General features: G+C 42.2%; 22 protein-coding genes. 17 read left to right on the forward strand and 5 right to left on the reverse strand.

Going from position 1 to position 20572, the window contains the following annotated elements; all coding sequences use genetic code 11:
- Positions 1 to 167: 167 nt before the first annotated feature.
- A complete protein-coding gene (locus V7O67_RS08455; protein WP_342305285.1) occupies positions 168 to 347 on the reverse strand; it encodes a hypothetical protein in 180 nt (59 codons plus the stop codon).
- A 229-nt stretch (positions 348 to 576) separates the two neighbouring features.
- The gene (locus tag V7O67_RS08460; RefSeq protein WP_342305283.1) at positions 577 to 843 is read right to left on the reverse strand and encodes a hypothetical protein; all 267 of its coding nucleotides are present in this window, start codon (positions 841 to 843) and stop codon (positions 577 to 579) included.
- A 173-nt stretch (positions 844 to 1016) separates the two neighbouring features.
- Between V7O67_RS08460 and V7O67_RS08465 the strand changes: the two genes are divergently transcribed.
- The 7 genes from V7O67_RS08465 (at position 1017) to V7O67_RS08495 (ending at position 11348) form a co-directional block, all read left to right on the forward strand.
- Complete coding sequence (locus V7O67_RS08465; protein ID WP_406669860.1) at positions 1017 to 2414, forward strand: class II fumarate hydratase; 1398 nt, start codon at positions 1017 to 1019, stop codon at positions 2412 to 2414.
- Positions 2401 to 4074 carry an FAD-dependent oxidoreductase gene (locus tag V7O67_RS08470; RefSeq protein WP_342305281.1) on the forward strand — a complete coding sequence of 558 codons (1674 nt, stop codon included), beginning with the start codon at positions 2401 to 2403 and terminating at the stop codon, positions 4072 to 4074. Before V7O67_RS08465 ends, V7O67_RS08470 begins: the two co-directional genes overlap by 14 nt.
- Entirely contained in the window at positions 4074 to 4820 is a 747-nt protein-coding gene (locus tag V7O67_RS08475; RefSeq protein WP_342305280.1) for a succinate dehydrogenase/fumarate reductase iron-sulfur subunit, read from the forward strand. Before V7O67_RS08470 ends, V7O67_RS08475 begins: the two co-directional genes overlap by 1 nt.
- 527 nt (positions 4821 to 5347) lie before the next feature.
- Positions 5348 to 7363: a LamG-like jellyroll fold domain-containing protein gene (locus V7O67_RS08480; protein WP_342305279.1), complete on the forward strand. Its 2016-nt coding sequence runs from the start codon at positions 5348 to 5350 to the stop codon at positions 7361 to 7363.
- A gap of 44 nt (positions 7364 to 7407) precedes the next feature.
- Positions 7408 to 10131: a cohesin domain-containing protein gene (locus V7O67_RS08485; protein WP_406669861.1), complete on the forward strand. Its 2724-nt coding sequence runs from the start codon at positions 7408 to 7410 to the stop codon at positions 10129 to 10131.
- A gap of 21 nt (positions 10132 to 10152) precedes the next feature.
- Complete coding sequence (locus V7O67_RS08490; protein ID WP_342305277.1) at positions 10153 to 10692, forward strand: cohesin domain-containing protein; 540 nt, start codon at positions 10153 to 10155, stop codon at positions 10690 to 10692.
- Positions 10693 to 10706: 14 nt separating this feature from the next.
- Positions 10707 to 11348, forward strand: a complete 642-nt coding sequence (locus V7O67_RS08495; protein ID WP_342305276.1) for a hypothetical protein — start codon at positions 10707 to 10709, stop codon at positions 11346 to 11348.
- 51 nt (positions 11349 to 11399) lie between these two features.
- On the opposite strand, the gene V7O67_RS08500 is transcribed toward V7O67_RS08495, so the two are convergent.
- Positions 11400 to 11984 (reverse strand): diacylglycerol/polyprenol kinase family protein, encoded by a 585-nt coding sequence (locus V7O67_RS08500; protein ID WP_342305274.1) that lies wholly within the window; start codon positions 11982 to 11984, stop codon positions 11400 to 11402.
- Between the two features lie 335 nt (positions 11985 to 12319).
- On the opposite strand from V7O67_RS08500, the gene V7O67_RS08505 reads away from it, so the two are divergent.
- Positions 12320 to 14599, forward strand: coding sequence for a hypothetical protein (locus V7O67_RS08505; RefSeq protein WP_342305273.1), 2280 nt, complete (start codon positions 12320 to 12322; stop codon positions 14597 to 14599).
- 248 nt (positions 14600 to 14847) lie between these two features.
- Here V7O67_RS08505 and V7O67_RS08510 read toward each other — a convergent pair whose 3' ends face one another.
- On the reverse strand, positions 14848 to 15024 hold the full coding sequence (locus tag V7O67_RS08510) for a 4Fe-4S binding protein (RefSeq protein ID WP_342305272.1): 177 nt from the start codon (positions 15022 to 15024) through the stop codon (positions 14848 to 14850).
- A gap of 186 nt (positions 15025 to 15210) precedes the next feature.
- Positions 15211 to 15432, reverse strand: coding sequence for a histidine kinase dimerization/phospho-acceptor domain-containing protein (locus tag V7O67_RS08515; protein ID WP_342305271.1), 222 nt, complete (start codon positions 15430 to 15432; stop codon positions 15211 to 15213).
- 386 nt (positions 15433 to 15818) lie between these two features.
- Here V7O67_RS08515 and V7O67_RS08520 point away from each other — a divergent pair, with 386 nt between their 5' ends.
- The 9 genes from V7O67_RS08520 (at position 15819) to rpl18a (ending at position 20571) form a co-directional block, all read left to right on the forward strand.
- Positions 15819 to 16178: a hypothetical protein gene (locus V7O67_RS08520; RefSeq protein ID WP_406669862.1), complete on the forward strand. Its 360-nt coding sequence runs from the start codon at positions 15819 to 15821 to the stop codon at positions 16176 to 16178.
- Positions 16179 to 16223: 45 nt separating this feature from the next.
- On the forward strand, positions 16224 to 17495 hold the full coding sequence (locus V7O67_RS08525; RefSeq protein WP_406671449.1) for an adenylosuccinate synthase: 1272 nt from the start codon (positions 16224 to 16226) through the stop codon (positions 17493 to 17495).
- Positions 17496 to 17637: 142 nt separating this feature from the next.
- The gene (locus V7O67_RS08530) at positions 17638 to 18087 is read left to right on the forward strand and encodes a 30S ribosomal protein S19e (protein ID WP_406657732.1); all 450 of its coding nucleotides are present in this window, start codon (positions 17638 to 17640) and stop codon (positions 18085 to 18087) included.
- A gap of 69 nt (positions 18088 to 18156) precedes the next feature.
- On the forward strand, positions 18157 to 18516 hold the full coding sequence (locus V7O67_RS08535; protein WP_406657731.1) for a DNA-binding protein: 360 nt from the start codon (positions 18157 to 18159) through the stop codon (positions 18514 to 18516).
- Between the two features lie 11 nt (positions 18517 to 18527).
- The gene (locus tag V7O67_RS08540; protein ID WP_406669863.1) at positions 18528 to 19145 is read left to right on the forward strand and encodes an alpha hydrolase; all 618 of its coding nucleotides are present in this window, start codon (positions 18528 to 18530) and stop codon (positions 19143 to 19145) included.
- Between the two features lie 86 nt (positions 19146 to 19231).
- Positions 19232 to 19387 carry a 50S ribosomal protein L39e gene (locus tag V7O67_RS08545; protein ID WP_406657728.1) on the forward strand — a complete coding sequence of 52 codons (156 nt, stop codon included), beginning with the start codon at positions 19232 to 19234 and terminating at the stop codon, positions 19385 to 19387.
- Positions 19388 to 19400: 13 nt separating this feature from the next.
- Positions 19401 to 19667: a 50S ribosomal protein L31e gene (locus V7O67_RS08550; RefSeq protein WP_406657727.1), complete on the forward strand. Its 267-nt coding sequence runs from the start codon at positions 19401 to 19403 to the stop codon at positions 19665 to 19667.
- 37 nt (positions 19668 to 19704) lie between these two features.
- Positions 19705 to 20355: a translation initiation factor IF-6 gene (locus tag V7O67_RS08555; RefSeq protein ID WP_406669864.1), complete on the forward strand. Its 651-nt coding sequence runs from the start codon at positions 19705 to 19707 to the stop codon at positions 20353 to 20355.
- Between the two features lie 39 nt (positions 20356 to 20394).
- A complete protein-coding gene (rpl18a, locus tag V7O67_RS08560) occupies positions 20395 to 20571 on the forward strand; it encodes a 50S ribosomal protein L18Ae (protein WP_406657725.1) in 177 nt (58 codons plus the stop codon).
- The last annotated feature ends 1 nt before the right edge of the window (position 20572 follow it).

Raw genomic sequence — 20572 nt, forward strand, 5'->3', positions numbered from 1 at the left:
AATGATATGAGAAGGACTTTCTTCTGACTTGATAGTAGATAAGGAAACAAAACTGATTGTTCAAGTCTATTCATTGTCTATAAGAATGAATATTTCCAATTATTTAAAAAAGAGCAATAGATAAAACAAGTAAAATTTATGAAAGAAAAAAAGGAGGCGATGATAAATCAGACCTCAAGACAGTCAAGTGGTCTCTTGAAGAATGCCTTTATCATCCCAGTTTCATCCATGTCCTCTGAGAAGCGTATCAATTCCCAACCATCTATGCCGAGCTTGTTCAAATCCTCTTTCGTCTTGTCCCATTCTCCGTAGTGAACAGATCTTATGTCATATTCCCATGGTGCCATGTTTTAACCTCTGATCAAATAAGTCCAATTTGAGTATACAATAATGTACAATTGCGCTATATAAAAAACTTGTCAAAAAACAAAGTTGTGTTTAAAACAAATCAATTTGATTTATTCGATTCGAAGAAATGGGTGAATACGAAAACAAAATATGAATTAGTTTCCTGCTTTGAACAAAAGTTAGCAGGAAATAAGCATAGTTGCTAATAATTAGAAAAGGATTTGAAGATCACTGGCGTGACAGTTTTTTAATACTGTCCATATCTATTTTTTCCTTTGAAAGAACATCAAAAACCTTACTCTTGTCGATCCACATATCAGATGCACTTTGCAAACCCTGGGATTTGTGAGGTGCGTACTTGATATCAAACCCTGGTGTGATGGTAGCTTCACCAGTGACAGAACTAGTAAAAGTATTCTGAAGCAGAGGAGCGTCAGGATCCTTCCTGTTCTTTGCTTCTGTCGATACCTGCTCATCTGTTTTATTGTCAGTCATATATGGGTAGATTGACCTCATGATTATTAAAGGATTCTGATAATTGTATAAAAAGCAATATAGGTACAGACTTCTGAATTTGCCGGAATAACTTTATAAAACAAAACGCTTGTCTTTTCATAGGGCGTTAATTCCAAGTATTCTTACTTAGTTTATAAATCGTGGGTGATTATGTGGTTCGGTTGGAGAAAGACACACTTGGGGAAGTGGAAGTCCCGGAAGATGTTTATTATGGGCCTCAGACAGCAAGGGCTGTGGATAATTTCAAAGTGAGCGGGGAAAGACTGCCTCCATCTTTTATAAAAGCCCAGGCAGCTATCAAGATAGCATCTGCAAGGGCAAATATGCAGCTTGGAAAACTTGACTCTTTTATAGGTAACGCAATCGTTGAAGCTGCATATGATATACGAAATGGAATGATGGCAGACCAGTTTGTAGTAGACGCTTTCCAGTCAGGAGCGGGGACATCACAAAACATGAACGCAAATGAGGTCATAGCAAACCGTGCTCTTGAGATTATGGGTTTTCGGAAAGGAAGATACGATGTTATTCATCCCAATGACCATGTAAACATGTCACAGTCATCCAATGATACATCACATACGGCAATACACATCTCAGCAATGGAAACCCTGAAAAAAGAACTTCTTCCGGTTATTGATGAACTGCTAAGGACTCTTCAAGAAAAATCGGCTGAGTTTATGCCAGTGGTCAAATCAGGACGAACACATCTTCAGGATGCGGTTCCTATCACATTGGGTCAGGAATTCAGTGGATACTCAAGGATGATAGAACTCGACAGGAAAAGGTTACTGGAATCTATGGAGGAATTGCTGGAACTAAACATGGGTGGAACTGCTATAGGGACCGGACTAAATGCTCCTTCTGGATTTTCAGATATTTCGATACGGGAAATGAAGGACATAACAGGAATTGATTTCAGGATTGCTGACAATTCCTTTGAAGCTACCCAGGGTGCCGGTGCTATCCTTGCCTGCTCTGCTGCACTTAGGGGGCTTGCAGTAAGTCTTACTAAAATATCAAACGACTTGCGCTTGCTTTCCAGTGGTCCCAGGGCTGGGCTGGGTGAATTAAACCTTCCTGCAGTGCAGCCCGGCTCATCGATAATGCCATCTAAGGTAAATCCGGTAATGGCAGAAATGCTTAATATGGCAAGTTTCCAGGTGATTGGAAACGATACTGCTATTATGATGGCTGCACAGGCAGGTCAGCTTGAACTTAATGTATTTACACCACTACTTGCTCACAATCTCCTCATGTCGATAAAATTACTGACAGGTGCGATTGATTCATTCAACAGAAAATGCCTGAAAGGCTTGAGTGCTAATATTGAAAGGTGTGCGGAACTTGCAGGTTCCAGCCTTGCACTGGCGACATCCCTTGCTCCTATAATTGGTTATGATAAGGCCGCTGAGGTAGCTTACAGAGCACACCGGGAAAACCGGTCAATAAAGGAAGTGGTCACTGAAATGGAACTGCTTACGGACAAAGAAAGTGAGGACTTGCTGGATCCAGTGAAACTAACGGGGCTGACAGATGATAGATCATGATATAATAGTAATTGGAGGAGGACTTGCAGGACTTCGGGCAGCGATCGAGGCTCATCAGCTGGGAGCAGATGTTGCTATAATCTCAAAAGTGCATCCCATTCGCAGTCACTCCGGCGCTGCACAGGGTGGTATCAATGCATCACTCGGAACTGATGATCGTTGGGAGTCACATGCTTTTGACACTGTGAAGGGTAGTGATTATCTTGCAGATCAGGACACAGTTGAAGTGCTTTGTAAGGAAGCACCTGAAAGAGTTATTGAAATGGAAAATTGGGGGTGCAATTTCTCACGACAGGATAGTGGCAGGATAGCTCAGCGTCCTTTTGGAGGCGCAGGATTCCCAAGGACATGCTATGCGGGTGACAGAACCGGGCATAATTTGTTGCACACATTATATGAGCAGGTTCTCAGAAGTAATATTAAAATATACAGCGAATGGATCGTGACAAAGCTCATTGTTGATGAAGGCAGATGTGCCGGCTTTGTTGCATTGAACATGGCAGATTCAAAGATCGAAACTTTCCGGGCAAAAGCTACTATTCTTGCCACTGGCGGATACGGAAGGATATACCAGCGGTCTACCAATGCCATAATTAACAGGGGATTTGGCATAAGCCTGGCTTACGATGCCGGAGTTCCGTTACAAGATATGGAATTTGTGCAGTTCCATCCAACTACTCTATGGGGAAATAATATACTGATAACAGAGGGTGCACGTGGGGAAGGTGGCTACCTTTTCAATAAAGACCACGAGCGTTTCATGAGCAGGTATGCGGAAGGAGCAATGGAGCTTGCACCAAGGGATATAGTTGCCAGGTCCATACAGAAAGAGATAGATGAAGGAAGAGGATTTCCTGATGGATATGTGCATCTTGACCTGACGCACCTTGGAAAAGATCTTATAAATGAAAGACTTCCGGGTATAAGGCAAATATCAATTGATTTTGCAGGTATCGATCCCGTGAAAGAGCCCATACCTGTGCAGCCTGGACAACATTATTCTATGGGTGGTGTGAGTTCGAACAAGGATGGAAGAACGCCAATGCAGGGTCTTTATGCTGTTGGTGAATGTGCCTGTATCAGTGTTCATGGCGCCAACAGGCTTGGGGGAAATTCACTTCTGGACACTGTTGTTTTTGGGAGGAGGGCAGGAATTGATGCAACAGATTATGCAAAATCTGTTCCAGTATCTAATGAAGATAAACTGGTTGAAGCTTTCCAGCAGGAGGAAGAAAGGATTCAGGAGATGTTTGGAACAGATGGGGAAAACTTTGCTTCTATAAGGGATGAGCTACAGCAGATCATGCAGGAAAATGTTGGCATATTCAGGAGTCGGAAGGGTCTGAAAGATGCCCTGAATGAAATCAGAAAACTCAAAAAAAGGGCAACAAAACTGAAAGTTAAAAGCAAAGTCACAGTCTTTAATTTCGAACTGATGAATGCCATCGAATTAAAAGGCATGCTTGAACTGGGTCATGTCATAACTCTCGGTGCACTTGAAAGGGAAGAAAGCCGGGGGGCACATTACCGTATGGATCATCTTGAAAGGGATGATGAGTATTGGCTGAGACATACTCTTGCTTACAAAGACGGGGAACCACGTCTTGAATACAAAGAAGTGAACATTGGTAACTTCACTCCGCAAAAGAGGGAATATTAATGGTGAAACTGGTAATCAAAAGGCAGGATAAGAGCACCATATGGTATGATACTTTTGATGTTGAGGAAAAACCCGGGATGACAGTGTTGGAAGCATTGTTCCAGATTCAGGAGAAACAGGACGGGAGTCTTTGCTTCCGTTATTCATGCAGGGGGGCGGTATGTGGTAGTTGTGCCATGCTAATTAATAGAAAACCAGGGCTTGCGTGCAGGACGCAGTTGTATGATGCTAAAACTGAAGTTGTTCAGGGGTCTGAAAAGAACCAGATAATTCTAAAACACAGCAGTAGAGATGATGATAAGAACGAAATTCTTGTTGAACCACTTCCGAATTTAGAAGTCATCAGAGATCTCATAGTAGATATGGATCACTTTTACAGGCTGGTCGATTCTATTAAACCATGGATCAATACACCTGAGAATGCAGGTAAAGAGAACATCATATATCCTGCTGTGCAAATGCAGATCGAGAAGTATACCAACTGTATACTTTGTGCTACTTGTCATGGTGCCTGCCCTGTTGCAGCAAGGGATGAGAAATATCTTGGACCTGCTGCGCTGGCAAAAGCATGGCGTTTTTATCTGGACCCACGCAGCAACAAAGAAGATGTAGACCGGCTTCTTGGCATGACAGATTCTAAAGAAGGTGTTTGGGGATGTGATGTTGTTTATAATTGCGTGGCTGTTTGTCCGAAGAAGGTTACTCCGACGCCTGCTATACTTGAGTTGAGGGAAAAGATGGAGTAGATATTATAAGGGCAAGTTCAGGCTTTTTGATGTGTGAATTGTATACTTCGTTTAAAATTAGAATATCTAAGACGCTAAAAAAGGAGTAACTTTTTACTAAAAACCATAATGTTTAATATTCTAGGGTTGACATTTTTATTCCATTTGACTTTCAAAGTTGGGTGAATATATAAATATAAATATAAATATAAATATAAATAAGCCAATAAAGATTTCGATAAATTTATATAATAAAGACACGTTTATTCATAGGTAGTTGGAAATATCGAAATTAAGTGGTCGTTGTGCCCAAACTATTGTGTTGGATATATCCCAAAGCTGGGGTTGCTTTGGTTTAGTTTTCTATATAACAAGTTTTGTAGTATAAAAATATCTAACCTTTACCTCCCACAACACAAAATTTGGCTGGAAATTAAAGAGAAAAATCATTTATATCTCAAATATCTGAACGCATGTCAGGGGTACTAGTATTAGTTTGACTTTCAAAATCGGGTTCCAGGACTGATAAAATATGAAGAGGTATAGAAATGGAGTGGTACTACAATAAATTATTTATCATCGTTGTTATTGGGCTACTGTTCATATCTTCAACGTACGTAGCCGCTGAAGATGATGCAATCATTATGTTCTTCGGTCTTGCGGGAGCATCAGCAACTGCAGCACCAACTTCAGGATCAGGACTTGTAGCCTATTATCCCTTCAATGGAGATACCAAAGACCATTCAGGGAATGAAAACGATGGAACAAACAATGGTGCCATCTTTGTCACAGGAAAAAGCGGGGAGGCACTGGATTTTGATGGTACGAATGACTATGTCTACGTACCGGTTAATATAAATCAGGATGCAATGCCACAGGTGACCATGGCACTCTGGGTTAAGTCTGATAGTGATTCGAGAGGAACGGTTATTTCCCATGATAATGGCGGTTTTGATCGTACAATAGCTATCGATGCACGTGGTGGAGGACTTGGCTGGTCAGCCTTTAGTGGTTCTGGTGGCGTTCTGGGCTATCAGGCTGTCACAACCAACAAATGGACATTCCTGGCAGCAGTTTACGACCAGGATGCAGATATTGTGGAGCTATATGTAGATGGCATCAGATATGAGGAATCAGGTAGTCTTAGTTCTGGCTGGGATTATACTCATATTGGTTCCAACCCGTCTTTTGGTGTGAATTTTGATGGTAGCATAGATGAAGTGAAAATATACAATTATGCTCTCACCCAGAATGAGATCAATTCCCTCTTTGAAGGAGAAACGACTCCAACTGCGGGAGAAATTACATCAACACCACCTTCCGGTTCAGGACTTGTGGCTCATTATCCTTTTGATAGAAACTATGAAGATTCCTCGATATATCAGAACCATGGGAATCCGAAGGGAAGCATGGATTTCACTGCCGGTGTGGTAGGAACTGCTGCGGCGAGTTTTGATGGTGCGAGTTATATCGAAGTGAGTGATAGCGATTCTCTTGACCTTACGGATGATTTCACTTTCTCGGTGTGGCTCAACAAAATAGATGCGGGAATCGGTGGATGGGCTGTTGTTTTCTCAAAAGGAGACACGCATTCCACATCTGCTATTAATAGTCCCTATGCACTGCTTCACACCAGCGGAAAATACCCCGGTGTTCGAGTTGCCGGTCAGATTATTTCGTCAAATACAGAAACGAATTTTAACGAGTGGTATTTCCTTACAGTAACAAGGGAAGAAAGTGATCTCAAATTCTATATTAACGGAGAGCTCAAGGACACAATGAAATCAACAGCTTCTATCCAGAGATCAGGATCTAAACTTGTCATAGGAATTGACCCCCCGGGGTCTACAGAATACTTTAAGGGATCAATGGATGACCTCAGGATTTACAATTATGCCCTTTCCCAGAGTGAGATCAACTCCCTCTATGGAGGAGAAACGGTTCCAAGTGCGGAAGAAATTACACCACCATCCACTATTGGCTTCTCTGGTTTGATCTTTGAATCCCGTGACAAATCAAGCGAAAGCAGTGTACAGATCCCATTGACATTGAACGGGATCGATGAAAATATCGGTAACATGGATATAACTCTGGGTTATGATTCCTCTGTTCTTGAGGCTACTGAGGTCATCAAAGGAGGCTCAACCACAAATTCCCTGTTCGATTACAATATTGTGGACGGGACGATAAAGATAAGTCTGGCTGACAAGGTAGGATTCAGTGGCGATGGCTCTATCGCTTACGTCAGGTTTGATGTTATTGGTGCTGAAGGCTCGTCTTCTCCTCTTGTGATTACAAAACTGTCCGCGAACAGGGCAGATGATCTATCAATTATCAATATTCCGACTCAGGATGGTGTATTCAGCGTAGTGAGCAGGGAACAAAGCCTTGGTGATTTTGACGGTGATGGCATCTATACTTCCGTGGATGCTCTCGCTGCGCTTCAGATGGCAGTGGGAAAGATTCCCGAAGACCTGATTATGGACATGAATAGTGATGGACAGGTCTCATCCATGGATGCGAGGATGATTCTCAGGATTGCTGCCGGATTGGAGGAATTATGATACTGATTTGTTATTAAAAATCAAAATATATTGGGGGATAAAAGATGGATAAAGAATATTTGGTGAAAATAGGTGTTCGTGCCAGTATACTCTTTATCCTGACTTTATTTGCGATTAGTTTTGTGGTGGGGATTGGAAACGCTGGGACTCTTTTGCCCAATAAGGATACAGTGTTTAATGAAAGTGATTGCCAAACAAGACTACCACACGGATTTACTGCTAATGATAACTGTTATGCTATATGGACCTTCGGTGAAATGAAATTTGGCAAAGGAGATAATGTAGAAGTACATGATGTAAAAGTACATAGACTATACTGCTATTACGATGATCAAAAAACTGGTGGGAAGGCTAGTTGTGGGTTGCATCAGTTTGAACTTAACGAAGAAAAAGTGAAGGAAATTTTTACTCGCGGGGAAAAAGATGAGTGTCGTAGTATTACACCGGACTGGATGGGTGGTTGGAGTAAGACCCTAGAAAGTACAGATGACAGATTTGTCATGTTGTGTGGGAGGCCGGGATTAAATCCTGATGATGCTGGATTTCATGAAATTGTAGGAAATATTCGTTACCGCAGATCCGTGATAAATATTCGTGTCAAGTCTCAGGGTAGTGAAGATATTGTAAAATCCGTTTTTTGTGCACTGGAAAAAAATGCTAAAGCAGTTATAGATGGGAATGATTGCCAGGAGTGGTGTAGTAAAGTGAATGAACACTTTATTTGGGACGGAAAAAGCGAGTGGCCTGAGTGCCAGTGCGTATGCGAGCAAGGCTATGGAAAAAAGGATGATGAATGCGTAAAGTGCGAAGATTGGTGCCAGAAGATGGATTCTCGTGCCCACTATGACCCCAAGGAAAGTAAGCCGGATGAATGTGAATGTTATTGTACTGGCAACCTGCTTGAATTCGAATGGGGAATTGATACAGGAAAATGTGAATGTGTCCCTGGGGCGGTACCCAAAGGAAATGAATGCGAATGTCCGGAAGGTTGGAACCTGAGTGTATGGGGAGACAAATGCATAAAGGAAGAGAAGGCGGTTGTGGAGAAAACGCCCATTGAAGTAGAGAGAGAGCGGATTGCCAACCAGTATAATAAGCTCGAGAAAGGCTATCTGCTCTTCTCAGAAGGAACAGTAAGTAAGACTTCAACATACGTGCCTGGTATGCCATATCACAAATACGGCCATGTGGGAATCTATATCGGCGACTACGAGGTGCCAGCAGGAAAGAACTATACTGTCCGTGATTCCGCTGCAGCCCCTCTCAAGATATACAGAAAAGATCCAAAAACTGGAATCTACCAACCAATTAAGCTGAAGTTGGGGGAAAAGATAAAGCCGGGAGATCTAATCATTGGAGCCGTTGTAGAGATGCGACTGAGTGGGGCTGTATTCACTACTGTAGATGGCATGAAAAGAGAATCTTACAACACCATGGGTGGATATGATACAATAAAACGGTGGCCGTACTTCGATTGGAAAACAACTAAACCCGCACCAACACCCGAACAAGTGGACAAAATCTGCCAGTTTGTATTAAAAAAGGTGGAGCTGACGGAGCAAGGCAAGCTGGGCTACTGGCCCGGAAAGATGGGAACTATGGTGGGGGGGAAGGAGCGATGGGACTGCGGCTGTCTTGGCATGGGGGCCTACAGATATGCTAAAGTCGGTCCGACTCTAAACTACAAGAAGTGGCTCCTCCTCCCAATGGAAATATACAACAATGTAGACGCACAGTATCCTCGGTCGCCCAGAGATATACTCACCACTGTCAGAAGTCCTGTGAATCTTCATCTCTATGACGGCGAGGGTAGACATGTTGGCATGACCACCCAGGGTATTGTCGAGATGGAGATACCCAATGCCTATTACCAACCAGAGATTGAGGAATATCATCAGGGTATTCTAATAAGGAACGTCAATGATGACTACCAACTCACGATAAAGGCTTTGGATGAAGGCAGCTTTAGCCTACACATCCTAGACCACAACGTATGCAATTCAGGCAGTATAACCGAAATAGACTTTCAGGAAGTCTCCATCATAAAGGATACCAAGGCTACTCTCAACCTAGGTTCTGTCAACAATGAGTATTTGATGAGAATTGACGAAGATGATGACGGAAAAGTGGATAAAATGCTTGAACCTACATTACTCACAACCACTCTTCTGACTATGGAGAAAGCTGTGGAAAGCATAGGCTTGACTTTCGAATCCCGCAGCAAACCAAGCGGAAGCAGTGTACAGATCCCCTTGACATTGAATGATATTGAAGAAAATATCGGGAACATGGACATTACATTAGCTTATGATTCATCTGCTCTTGAAGCAACTGAAGTTATCAAAGGAGGACTGACCACAGATTCCCTTTTTGATTATAACATTATGGACGAAACGATAAAGATCAGTCTTGCTGATAAAAACGGATTTAGCGGAGATGGTTCTATCGCCTATATTGATTTCAATGTTATCGGAGCTGAGGGGACATCCTCGGATCTTGAGATTGTAGCTATCACAGCTAACAGGGCAGATGATTATGAAGCTGTGGAGATACAAATCCATGATGGTCTATTTAGTGTGATAAGCATAGAGGCAGGCATGGGAGATGGTGATGGAGATGGGGTGTATACATCCCTTGATGCACTCTACGCACTTCAGATGGCTGTGGAAAAGATACCAAAAGACCCGGTCATGGATGTAAATGGAGACGGAACTGTGACATCTTTTGATGCCAGAACTATTTTGAAAAATGTAGTAGGAGAGGAGTAATAGAAATAAGGAGATGGAATAATGAGAAAGGGTTTGATGCTGATTAGTTTGGCATTTCTTATATCACTTGCTTCGGCAAGTACTTTGACTCTCAGTGTGAGCGATGCAACTGGGGGAAGTGGAGCCACCGTAGAGGTTCCGATCAACATGGAAGGTGCAACAGATGTTGGAAGTATGGACATTCTTATGAGCTACGATGCCGGGATATTGCAGGCCATAGGTGTCGATGCTGGTGCCCTCGGAAAAAACGCGTACATTGAATCCAATACGGCTGGTGATGGAGAGGTTATCATAGCTCTGGCAGACGCGTCCGGGATTAGTGGTAATGGTCAAGTTGCAATTGTCTCCTTTGAAGTGATTGGTGACACCGGCTCATCAAGTCCTCTGGTACTTGAGGATACTTCAGTGCACGATATAGAGAGGGTTGAAGTGATAACAACAACTAGGGATGGAACTTTTAGCGTTACTGCTGGGACCGAGGGTGCAGGTTATGAGAGTGCAGATGTGCTTGTAATAGGCGCAATCCTCATGGCGCTGTTCGTAATCAAGAGACGAAAATGAAAAGAGGGATAGAAATGAATAAAATAATCCTTATTTCATTTCTGCTTTTTTTCTTTCTGGTAACTCCAGCAAATGCTGAAATTTTCAGTGAGATGAATCAGAAGGTTGTCGTTTATAATCAGAACGTGGATAAAGTTCCTGATTCTTTAAAAAGTCTGCTCGGGAATGAAGAGATATATGGTGTTATCAATCTGAATGATGGAAATACACTGGAAGTGAAGGCAGTTACCAAGGACGGAAAGATCATCGATTTTTCAAAGTTAGGGACTAAGATCGCTATTAATAAAGGTGATTGTAATGGCGATAATAATCTAACTGCATTGGACGCACTGTGTACTTTGCAGATGGCTGTTGGGAAAATGGAGAAAGACGATATCCTTGATGTTGATGATAGTGGGGGGTTTTCATCCCTGGATGCAAGGATAATACTCCAAAATGCTGTTGGCCTGAACTCTGAAGTGGATCCATCAATTATAGTGACGACAAATGAGAACTCAATGAATGACCTGATGAACTCTCAAAAACCTCTTGATGTATTCCTGGATGCGTATGATAGCGGCGATATTGATATAAAAGGAGTAGGACTTGGAAAAAGTATCACTATTTCAATTGGCAAATTTGCGTTTAAGATGTCTCAGAGCCTGGGAATATTGTAATAGTATTCTACAATATTTCCTTTTTGTTCTATCATATCCTATCGTAGCAGATTATAAATAAGGAAACAATAAGAGTGCCATTTCTGCAAAGGCACCGGAAAATATTGGTATTGCCAGATTATCATCTATTTTCACAAATGTGGTTTCTACAAAGGTTGCAACAAATGCCATGAAAATAGAGACGACCGGGTTCTCAAGCAGAAGAACAGCTATAAAAAGGTTTACGACAAACTCTGCAATAGTTCCTTCCAGACTTTTCCCATTACTAAATATTCTTATTTTTCCAAATCTTTTTCCGATCAGTGCAGCAGTCATGTCGCCAAAAGTGGTCATGAGGATAGCTGCAAAAGCAACATTCTTGCTGAATACTGAAACAGCAATCAGTGCACCAATAGTAAAGTAGACATGTGAGCCAATTCCTGTTCTCTCTTTCTGGCGTAAAAGAATATGCAGGACAGGAAGTTTGATGCTCCTATCAAGTCTCAGGTGCTCAACACTCAAAATGAATACAAGATAAACTATCAACAGGGTTTGGCTTGCCTGCTTTCCAAAAAAAGCATAGACAAGTATAATGAGTATTGAAGTGAAATGAATGCCCTTTCGCATTAGTTCATTAGCAAAGGAAATAGAAGTCATTGCCCTTAATTTGACCTTTTGATATATAAAAGAGTCTATCATCATAAAAATAAAATGGATGTGACGATCGGACTGTTTATTTTATTTCAACACGGATATTTTAAATATGAGTGTAGCTGACTTTACTTTAGGTAACGTATACCAGTTTGTAGGAAATAGGGGTATTTCCACATCTTTAAAAAGCTGGAGAGTTCAATTGATGGGACGGGGAGACTATTATCTTGGAATGTAATTGCTGTGGGAAGTACGAGAATCGGTTTAGTTTGCCTGGTCTGCTTTTGATATCTGGAAGGTGTAATCTCTGTTTTCTAATATAAGAAACGGGAGTGTAAGTCATGCCAAGAGCTACAAGAACAAATAGTGTAAAAATATCAGCAAAAGTGGACGGCATTAAGAGTTCATCCATCCCTTTAAAAGCTGTTGTTTTTTCAGAAGATGCAAATGAAGTGAAAATACTAGCCGAAAAAAAGCTGAAAACAGACGATCTGGACATAGAACTTGATGTGGAAGCTGCAAAGATGCCGGAAAATGTAAGGATATCCATTGTTCCTGATGAAGTGAAAAGTGGGACTCAAATACGCAGGCTGGCAGACTCTGAAAATGCATCCACTGCAAACATTACAAAAGATGTTCTTCTTTCAAGAGAGGGAGTGCTCAAGAAAGAAGATCTCTCCATCAAACCTGTAGATTCAGTGCTTGGGCTCTGGAAATTGAAGCATAAGGTTTGTGGTCGTGTCTTTAAAACTGATCCTGCTACCGGTGAAAAGTGTCCGGTTCCCGGAGCGACTGTTCATGTCTATGATGTAGACCTTAATTTTTTCTGGTGGTATCCGCACCCAGGAATGCCATGGGGCTGGGTCTTCCCGTTCTTCCCTCACCGTAAAGAGGAAATTGGAACAACAAAGACAGATGAATGTGGTTATTTCTGTGTCAACATCCCCTATTTCGATATTGATGCTGTCCTGAGATGGAGACTTCGCTACCGCTGTCTATGGGATATACTCAGGCGACCAACAGTTCTTGAAGCAATAGACCTGGGTGTTAAACCGGACATTCGATATTATCCGGAACTAAAGCCGCTTCCTGAGATGAAGGTTAAACCAAGACCACAGCCCTGGCCACCATCGGATCCTGTTATCAAGGAAATAGAATATAGAGATCTAAAATCAAGAGACGATGGTGCCATCGAAATGATCTCAGCAGAGGTCAAGAAGGAATTGCATATAAACACTGACTCTATGAAAGAATTGTTCACAAAGTCAAGATTTGAGGCTGTTCGTGAGAATCTTTTCAAGAAAGATACTCTTTTTGAGCCGGTGAGCAAGGATAGGTCATCCCTGCTGGATCAGCCTGCATTCCCTCATTCAATTGCTCCTCCGGCACTTCCCGACGATGAACTGATGATGGAGATGCTCGGTAAGGAAAAAGAGGATAATTCAGATACCATCATGCAGATACGCAGTTCAAGACCTACTGTAAGATTGCTGCGTTGCTGGCCGGAGATCGTCCCTGAATGGAATCTTCTGCTTGATGTGCCTGATATAGTTTTCAAGGTGGAGCAGGATATAGATGAGGATGGCGTGCTTGAAACGATCTATGAAGAAGGCTACTTCGATGTTAACTGGAATTTGAGCGAGTCTACAACGGACGTGCAGATAGAGGCTTGGCCAAATGCTATTTGTGTACCTTGTGGGGAAGCCTACAAACCATGTACTAAAGCCGGAATTGTGGGTTTCAATGACATGGCTGTCGATCCGATATATTTTGATGGCAACGGCTATGTGAAAAGGGTTAACAGACCAAAGCAGTTTGTTGGTTTCCCATTGCCACATATCGTACGTCCTGATGCTGAGACACCACTATGTAAAACAATCCGTATCGTAGGTTGTCCGGACTATGGGACCGCCGTCTATTATAAAGTGTTCTATAAATATGAGGGAGGTTCTGATACTCACTTTAACGAGTCATGGCATGTGTATAATATCAGCTCAGGCACTTCCCATTATGTAAAACCTGATAACAACGGGTTCTACGAAGTACTGACGCCACCGAATAATTATTTCCCATACCATACTCTGATAAACTGGCGTACTCACCTTTATCCTGATGGTAAGTATGAGGTCAGACTGGAACTGTATGATGCAGCACACAATCTGATCGTTGCAGCTATTGACCCGGTGAAAGTGGTTATAGATAACAGTAGGCCAGCTCCGATCGATTTCCTGAAGCTTGAGTACAGGGAGGCTGGAGGAGCCTGGAATGAAGCTCCGCTTCATTGTCCGATAATAAAAAGGACTGCGGGTGTCGATATTGAGCTAAAGGTCGGCTACAACGTAGCAGCAACTCACCTGAGGGATATAACTATCAGTTTCACCGGATGTTCGGGTTCTGTGGGAAGTGACAGCTACTGGCATCAGTCTGTGGGAGATAATAATAAGGTATTGGACTGGACAGTTACTGTGCCGTCATCTGTGGATGAAGGAGGTTACAGGTTCTATCTTGAAGGACGTAGCCGAGCTTTCAATGCTACTGGAGGACTTGCCAGCAACTGGGAATTCGATACTCTCAGCATCTGGAAAGGAAATTCACTGCATGTTGTGATACTTGATAAGTAAGTATTCTTTTTTGGATTAGTATCATGCCCTCGAAAGAGGGCATTTCCAAATTTTACTTTTTAGGACAGGTTATTATTTGCTTATGAATTCCGTATCTTTCCAATATCTGGCTAAGCTCATAACTAGGGTGGTTGCTGATGTATTGGGTGAACCTTTCAAAGGTTACTCTTGATTATGCAAAGCCCAGATTATATAAAAAATCTCATATTTAAAAAAACAAAAATAAAAAAATAGAATGCTTTGTGCATTCATTCCAATGTAATTGCTTCCACCGGGCAAATATCTACACAGTCTCCACAGTCCACACATTCGTCCGCATTAACAACTGCAACATTTTTATCACTCATTGCAATCGCTTCTACCGGACAGGAATTTACACATAGTTCGCAACCTGTACATACATCTTTATCAACAACAGCTGGCATTTTGATTTCACTTCCTTATTACTTATCTTAAAGATAATATGATTTCAGTGAGAGATTATGGGATAAATAGTTGTCGAAATCTGGAAATTTGAAGTTTTAATTCATCAGTTAGAAATATTATATTCAGAGTAATCTATAAAGTAATAGATGCCTCATCTCTCCGGAATTTCACCTCATCTGCTTCGATCATCGACAGATCGAGAATATCATTGATTTAGCCAGTAGATGTTTTCCGATGTTTAAAATGTTACCTGTATGTCGAATCTGTTTTTCATTGAGTTCTCCGGAAAGTCCTTCCAGCATCAAATCTGAGAAACCGATGATCGAGTTAAGTAGCGTGCGTAGTTCATGGTCCATGTTAGTAAGGAATTTGCTTTTAGCACATTTTAAAGATTCCGCATTGACCATTGTTTCAAATACTTTCTTAATTGCTATTAATTCCTCTTTGAAATCTCTTTAAAGGAGCAATGCTCTCCTATGTAATCTGCGATAAAATAATAGTCCACAATCATATCGTTTTGAAATAGCAATTTTTCAGTGCTTTCTATTCAGAATGGATTAATGAATTTTTGCTATCTTTCAGGATATTAAGGGCTGTATTTTCCGGTACATCACCAGCACAGAAAAGATTCCTTTCATCGTTAATTTAACAATCATTTACACAAGTTATTCGTAACCTTCGATTAAATGCTGAATGGATAATGCCTGATAGTATGTGGTAATATATAATAGTATACGGCAAGATATAAAATTGATACACAAAATAATTATATTAATATGGCTTATTTATTATCATGTTAAAACGAAAAGAAAAAACGAAAGCGAACCTTTATGGTATCAAAGGAATACATAATGTGTATTCGTGGCAGGGACTTGCTATCCATTTCAAGAACAGTTCCAGGGTGAGCAGGTGCGGTGGTTACAATTCCTGTACTTCGGATAAAAGGTCTTCTGCATGTAATTTTTTTGTTAAAAGGCAGGATGCTATCTATATGCTCCAGTCGGAATTTAATGTGAGTATAAGTCTTGCCGAAAAACTGATAGATACTCTCATAGACATGGGAGTGACCAAAGCATTGAGATGTCGAAGGGCAGATTCTTCTGGATTTTTTGATGAAGGGGCTCGTATGCTGGCGTTTGAAGAAGACTTTTAAATGTCAATCAAAACTTTATTAAGCCAACAGGATAATCCTGCACCCATGTTTACGATTATCACAGGTGCGCAGTTTGGCGATGAAGGCAAAGGAAAGGTAGTTGACCTAATGTCTGGTGACTATGATCTGGTTGTCCGTTTCCAGGGAGGGAACAATGCAGGACATACTGTCAAAGTTGGAGAGGACGTATACAAACTCCACCTTATTCCATCTGGTTTCCTGCTTGATTCCAGGGTGCTTATCGGTCCGGGTACTGTAGTGAATCCAGAGGTACTGGTCAGGGAAATCGATATGCTTGCTGAGGGAGGTATTGAGCTAGGTCCGGAAAAACTCGGGATCGATGCTAAGGCCAGTATCATTATGCCTTATCATATAGAGCTGGATGGTCTCAGGGAATCCAAAAGGACAGAGAAGATAGGTACAACTAAACGTGGTATTGGTTTTGCTTATATTGACAAGGTTGCAAGGGATGAAATTCGCATGTATGACCTTGTAAACAGGGAAAGATTCCTGAAAAGGCTTGAAGAACTTGCTCCTTCAAAGGAAGCAGCCATAAAACAGTTTGGTGGTGACCCTTCCATGGTGATGGACGAGGCACTTATAGATAAATATGTTGAACTTGGTAAGCGTCTTGCACCTTATATGACTGATGTTTCCTATGAAATCAATAAAGCACTTGAAGATGGAAAGAATGTGCTTGCCGAAGGTGCGCAGGGTACGCATCTCGACGTTATCCACGGTACCCAGAAATTTGTCACTTCTTCTTCAACTATAGCTGGTTCGGCATGTGCAAACCTTGGAGTCGGACCTACAAAAGTGGATGATGTGCTTGGAATTGTCAAGGCTTACATTACCCGTGTGGGAGAAGGCCCTCTTCCTACAGAGCTAACTGATGATGTGGGTAAGCAGATACAGGAAGTCGGGGGAGAATTTGGTACTACTACCGGCAGGTCAAGGCGGTGCGGCTGGTTTGATCTTCCTCTGCTGAAAAAAGCGACATATCTCAATGGCTACACATCTGTTGCTCTGACAAAACTGGATGTTCTGTCAAACCTTGATCCCATAAGGGTATGTGTTTCCTACGAACTTGAGGGTCATATACTGGGCTATCCTCCTGAAGACACTGCAGAACTTGCAAACTGCAAGCCTGTATATGAAGACCTGCCAGGATGGGACAATGACCTGACTGGTGTAAAGGAATTCGCGGATCTGCCCCAGGCAGCAAAGGACTATGTTCTTTACCTTGAAGCTAGGATGGGTGTACCCATTGAATACATTTCAGTGGGACCTGCAAGGGAACAAACGTTTAAAAAATAGGGCGGATAAGCTAAATCTGCCGAAAAACGTATATAGTACTCGATAGTTTAAACATCACAATCCAGCTGAACTAATCACTAAATGCACTTGAGTCCTGCAAATGGTGAGTATCTTAACGGATATTATAATTCAGGAGAATAAGATGACAACTGCATATGATGTTCCTGCAGCCGACCTGATCAGCAAGGTAGCAGGGAAACTTAAAGAGAATGATAATGTTACTCCCCCTGAGTGGGCAGCATTTGTAAAGACAGGAGCACACAAGGATATGCCGCCTATTGATAATGAATGGTGGTATACACGCTGCGCTGCAGTCCTCAGAACTGTATACAAAGAAGGTCCTATAGGTGTTGAGAGACTACGCTCTGTATATGGTGGAAAGAAAGACATGGGTTCCAGTCCTTACCACAAGGCAAAAGGAAGCGGATCCATTGCAAGAGGAGTACTTCAGCAACTTGAAGCTGCAGGTCTTATACGCACCCTCAAGAGTGGTCGTGTAGTGTCACCTCAGGGACAGTCGTTGCTTGATAATAGTGCATATGAGGTAAAGCAGGAACTTGTGGAAAAGATCCCGGGTCTTGCAAAGTACTGAATTGGGTAACCTGTTCAATAACACTAATAAGGTTGTATTACTAACATCTCTTTAAGCTAGGTGAGTTCCATGGCGGATGATCTTGAAGAAATAAGAAGGAAAAGGCTTGAACAACTTCAGCAGCAACAGGCTTCTGAGCAGCAGGTAGGCACAGGCGATATGCAGGCAGCAATGCAGCAGGAGCAGGCAAGGGCTGAAATGGAAGCACAGAAGCAGGCACTGCTCCGCCAGATCCTGACTCCTGAAGCACGTGAACGTCTAAGCACATTAAAGATGTCTCGTAAAGAGATGGTAGAACAGCTTGAATCTCAACTGATAATGCTTGCCCAGAGCGGAAGGCTACAGTCAAAGATCGATGATGAGAAACTCAAGCAGCTTCTGCTCCAGATGCAGCCAAAAAAGCGTGAACCAACCATAAAACGTATGTGAGCTGGCCTCTGATGCGGGTCTCTGTTCTTTTCAGTGGAGGAAAGGACAGCTCTCTTGCAGCTATTCTGCTGGAGCCGTTCTTCGACATAGAACTTGTAACTTGCAGTTTTTCGCTGCTTCCCATCGGGGAAGTGGCCTCTGAAACTGCAGAACGGCTTGGTTTCCCACATAGGATAATCAAACCTGACACATCGATCCTTGAAAAGGCATATGACATGATCATGCAGGATGGTTTCCCAAAGAACGCCATCAATTTCATTCACAAGAGTGTTATTGAGTGCCTTGCGGTCGATGATAATGTTTGCTTCATTGCTGATGGTATTCGTCGTGATGATCGTGTTCCTGTGTTGGGTCAGCCCGAGATCAGGAGCATAGAGGACCGGTTCGGGGTTCATTATGTATGTCCCCTTAAAGGGTTTGGTCGGGCTGCTGTTAATGAACTTGTAAAAGAACACTTGGTCATTGATGAAGGGCTTAGCGAGGATGTACTTAAAGCGGATTACGAAACCGAACTTCGGGAATTAATAAGTCAACGGCATGGTTCCGGGATGATCATGGAGATATTTCCAAGCCATGTTCAGTCGCATGTTATCGAACGCAGGAAAGCAGGACAGAACAGAACAACATGATTAGTGATTTGCGCATATAATTATGTTATATGTTCAAAATTCAATCAATACCTTAATACATATCAATCATAGCATAGGTGAGACAAGTGAGTCACAATACCAAAGGACAGAAAATGAGGTTGGCTAAAGCCCATAAGCAGAACCACAGGGTGCCTGTCTGGGCAATTGTCAAGACCAACAGGAAGGTCGTCGGCCACCCAAAGAGAAGACACTGGAGAAGAAGCAGTCTTGATGTTAAGTAAGTAGGTGATGATTATGGCAGATGACGCAGTAAAAGAGCAGATATATACTATTCCTCTTCGCTCGGTTAAAGAGGCTCCAAGATGGAAGAGGTCTTCCAGAGCTGTTAAAGTTATAAGGGAGTACCTTACAAAACACATGAAGGTCGAGCCGGAGATGGTCAAACTGGATAAAACTCTCAACGAAAAGCTCTGGGAACGTGGTTGCGAGAAACCACCACTATCAATACGTGTAAGGGCTGCAAAGTTCGAGGATGGAGAAGTCCAGGCTGAACTTGCATGAGTGCTTCCGGGCATCATTTAAGTTTGTAGATCATATAATGATGAGAACTATAACTATTCAGGAAAGCCCCGTAATAGGGGCTTTTGCAACGTGTACGGAAGATTTAGCGTTGGTACCAGTGGGCACATCGGAAAAGACGTGTGATACTCTCAGTCAATTGTTACAGGTCAACGTAGTGAAAACTCTGGTCAATGGAAGTATTATTGTGGGTTCACTTTGTCGTGGAAATTCCCATTCATTGCTTGTGCCAAGAGGATCTACTATAAGGGGTCAGGAAAATATCGATGTTCCTATCCATGAATTACCAGGTAAATTGAATGCAGTAGGCAATGTTGTCATGGCAAATGACACCGCTGCACTGGTTCATCCTGAACTCAGTGACAGAGCCATTGAGGCAATAGAAAAAGCCTTGAAAGTTGATGTCAGGCGTGGCACACTAGGTGGTGCCAAGACCGTAGGCATGGCCGGAATTGCAACCAATAAAGGAATACTTGTAAATCCACTTGCAACAAGTTCGGAACTTGAGCTCCTCGAAGAGCTTTTTGAGCTTCCTGTGGAGATCGGGACGAGTAATTTCGGTACTCAAATGGTAGGTTCTGGTGTAATCGCAAATTCAAAAGGTTATGTTGCAGGCTCACAGACAACAGGGCATGAACTTGGAAGGATAGAAGATGCGCTGGGTTTCTAAGATATGTTTATTCAATACAGATTTTACAGGTGATTTCAGATGAAAACATTCCAGGTTAAAGGTACTTTCAAAGCAGGTATTGCATGGGAAAAGTTCACAAAGGAAGTTGAAAGTCAGAATGAGAAGAACGCCCTCGAGAAGGTATATTCTTTATTCGGAAGCAAGCACGCTATTAAAAGAAACTACATCCGGATCGAAAGCATAACAGAGGCATGAT

It is taken from the genome of Methanolobus sp. ZRKC4, assembly GCF_045291305.1.
Lineage (GTDB): Archaea > Halobacteriota > Methanosarcinia > Methanosarcinales > Methanosarcinaceae > Methanolobus.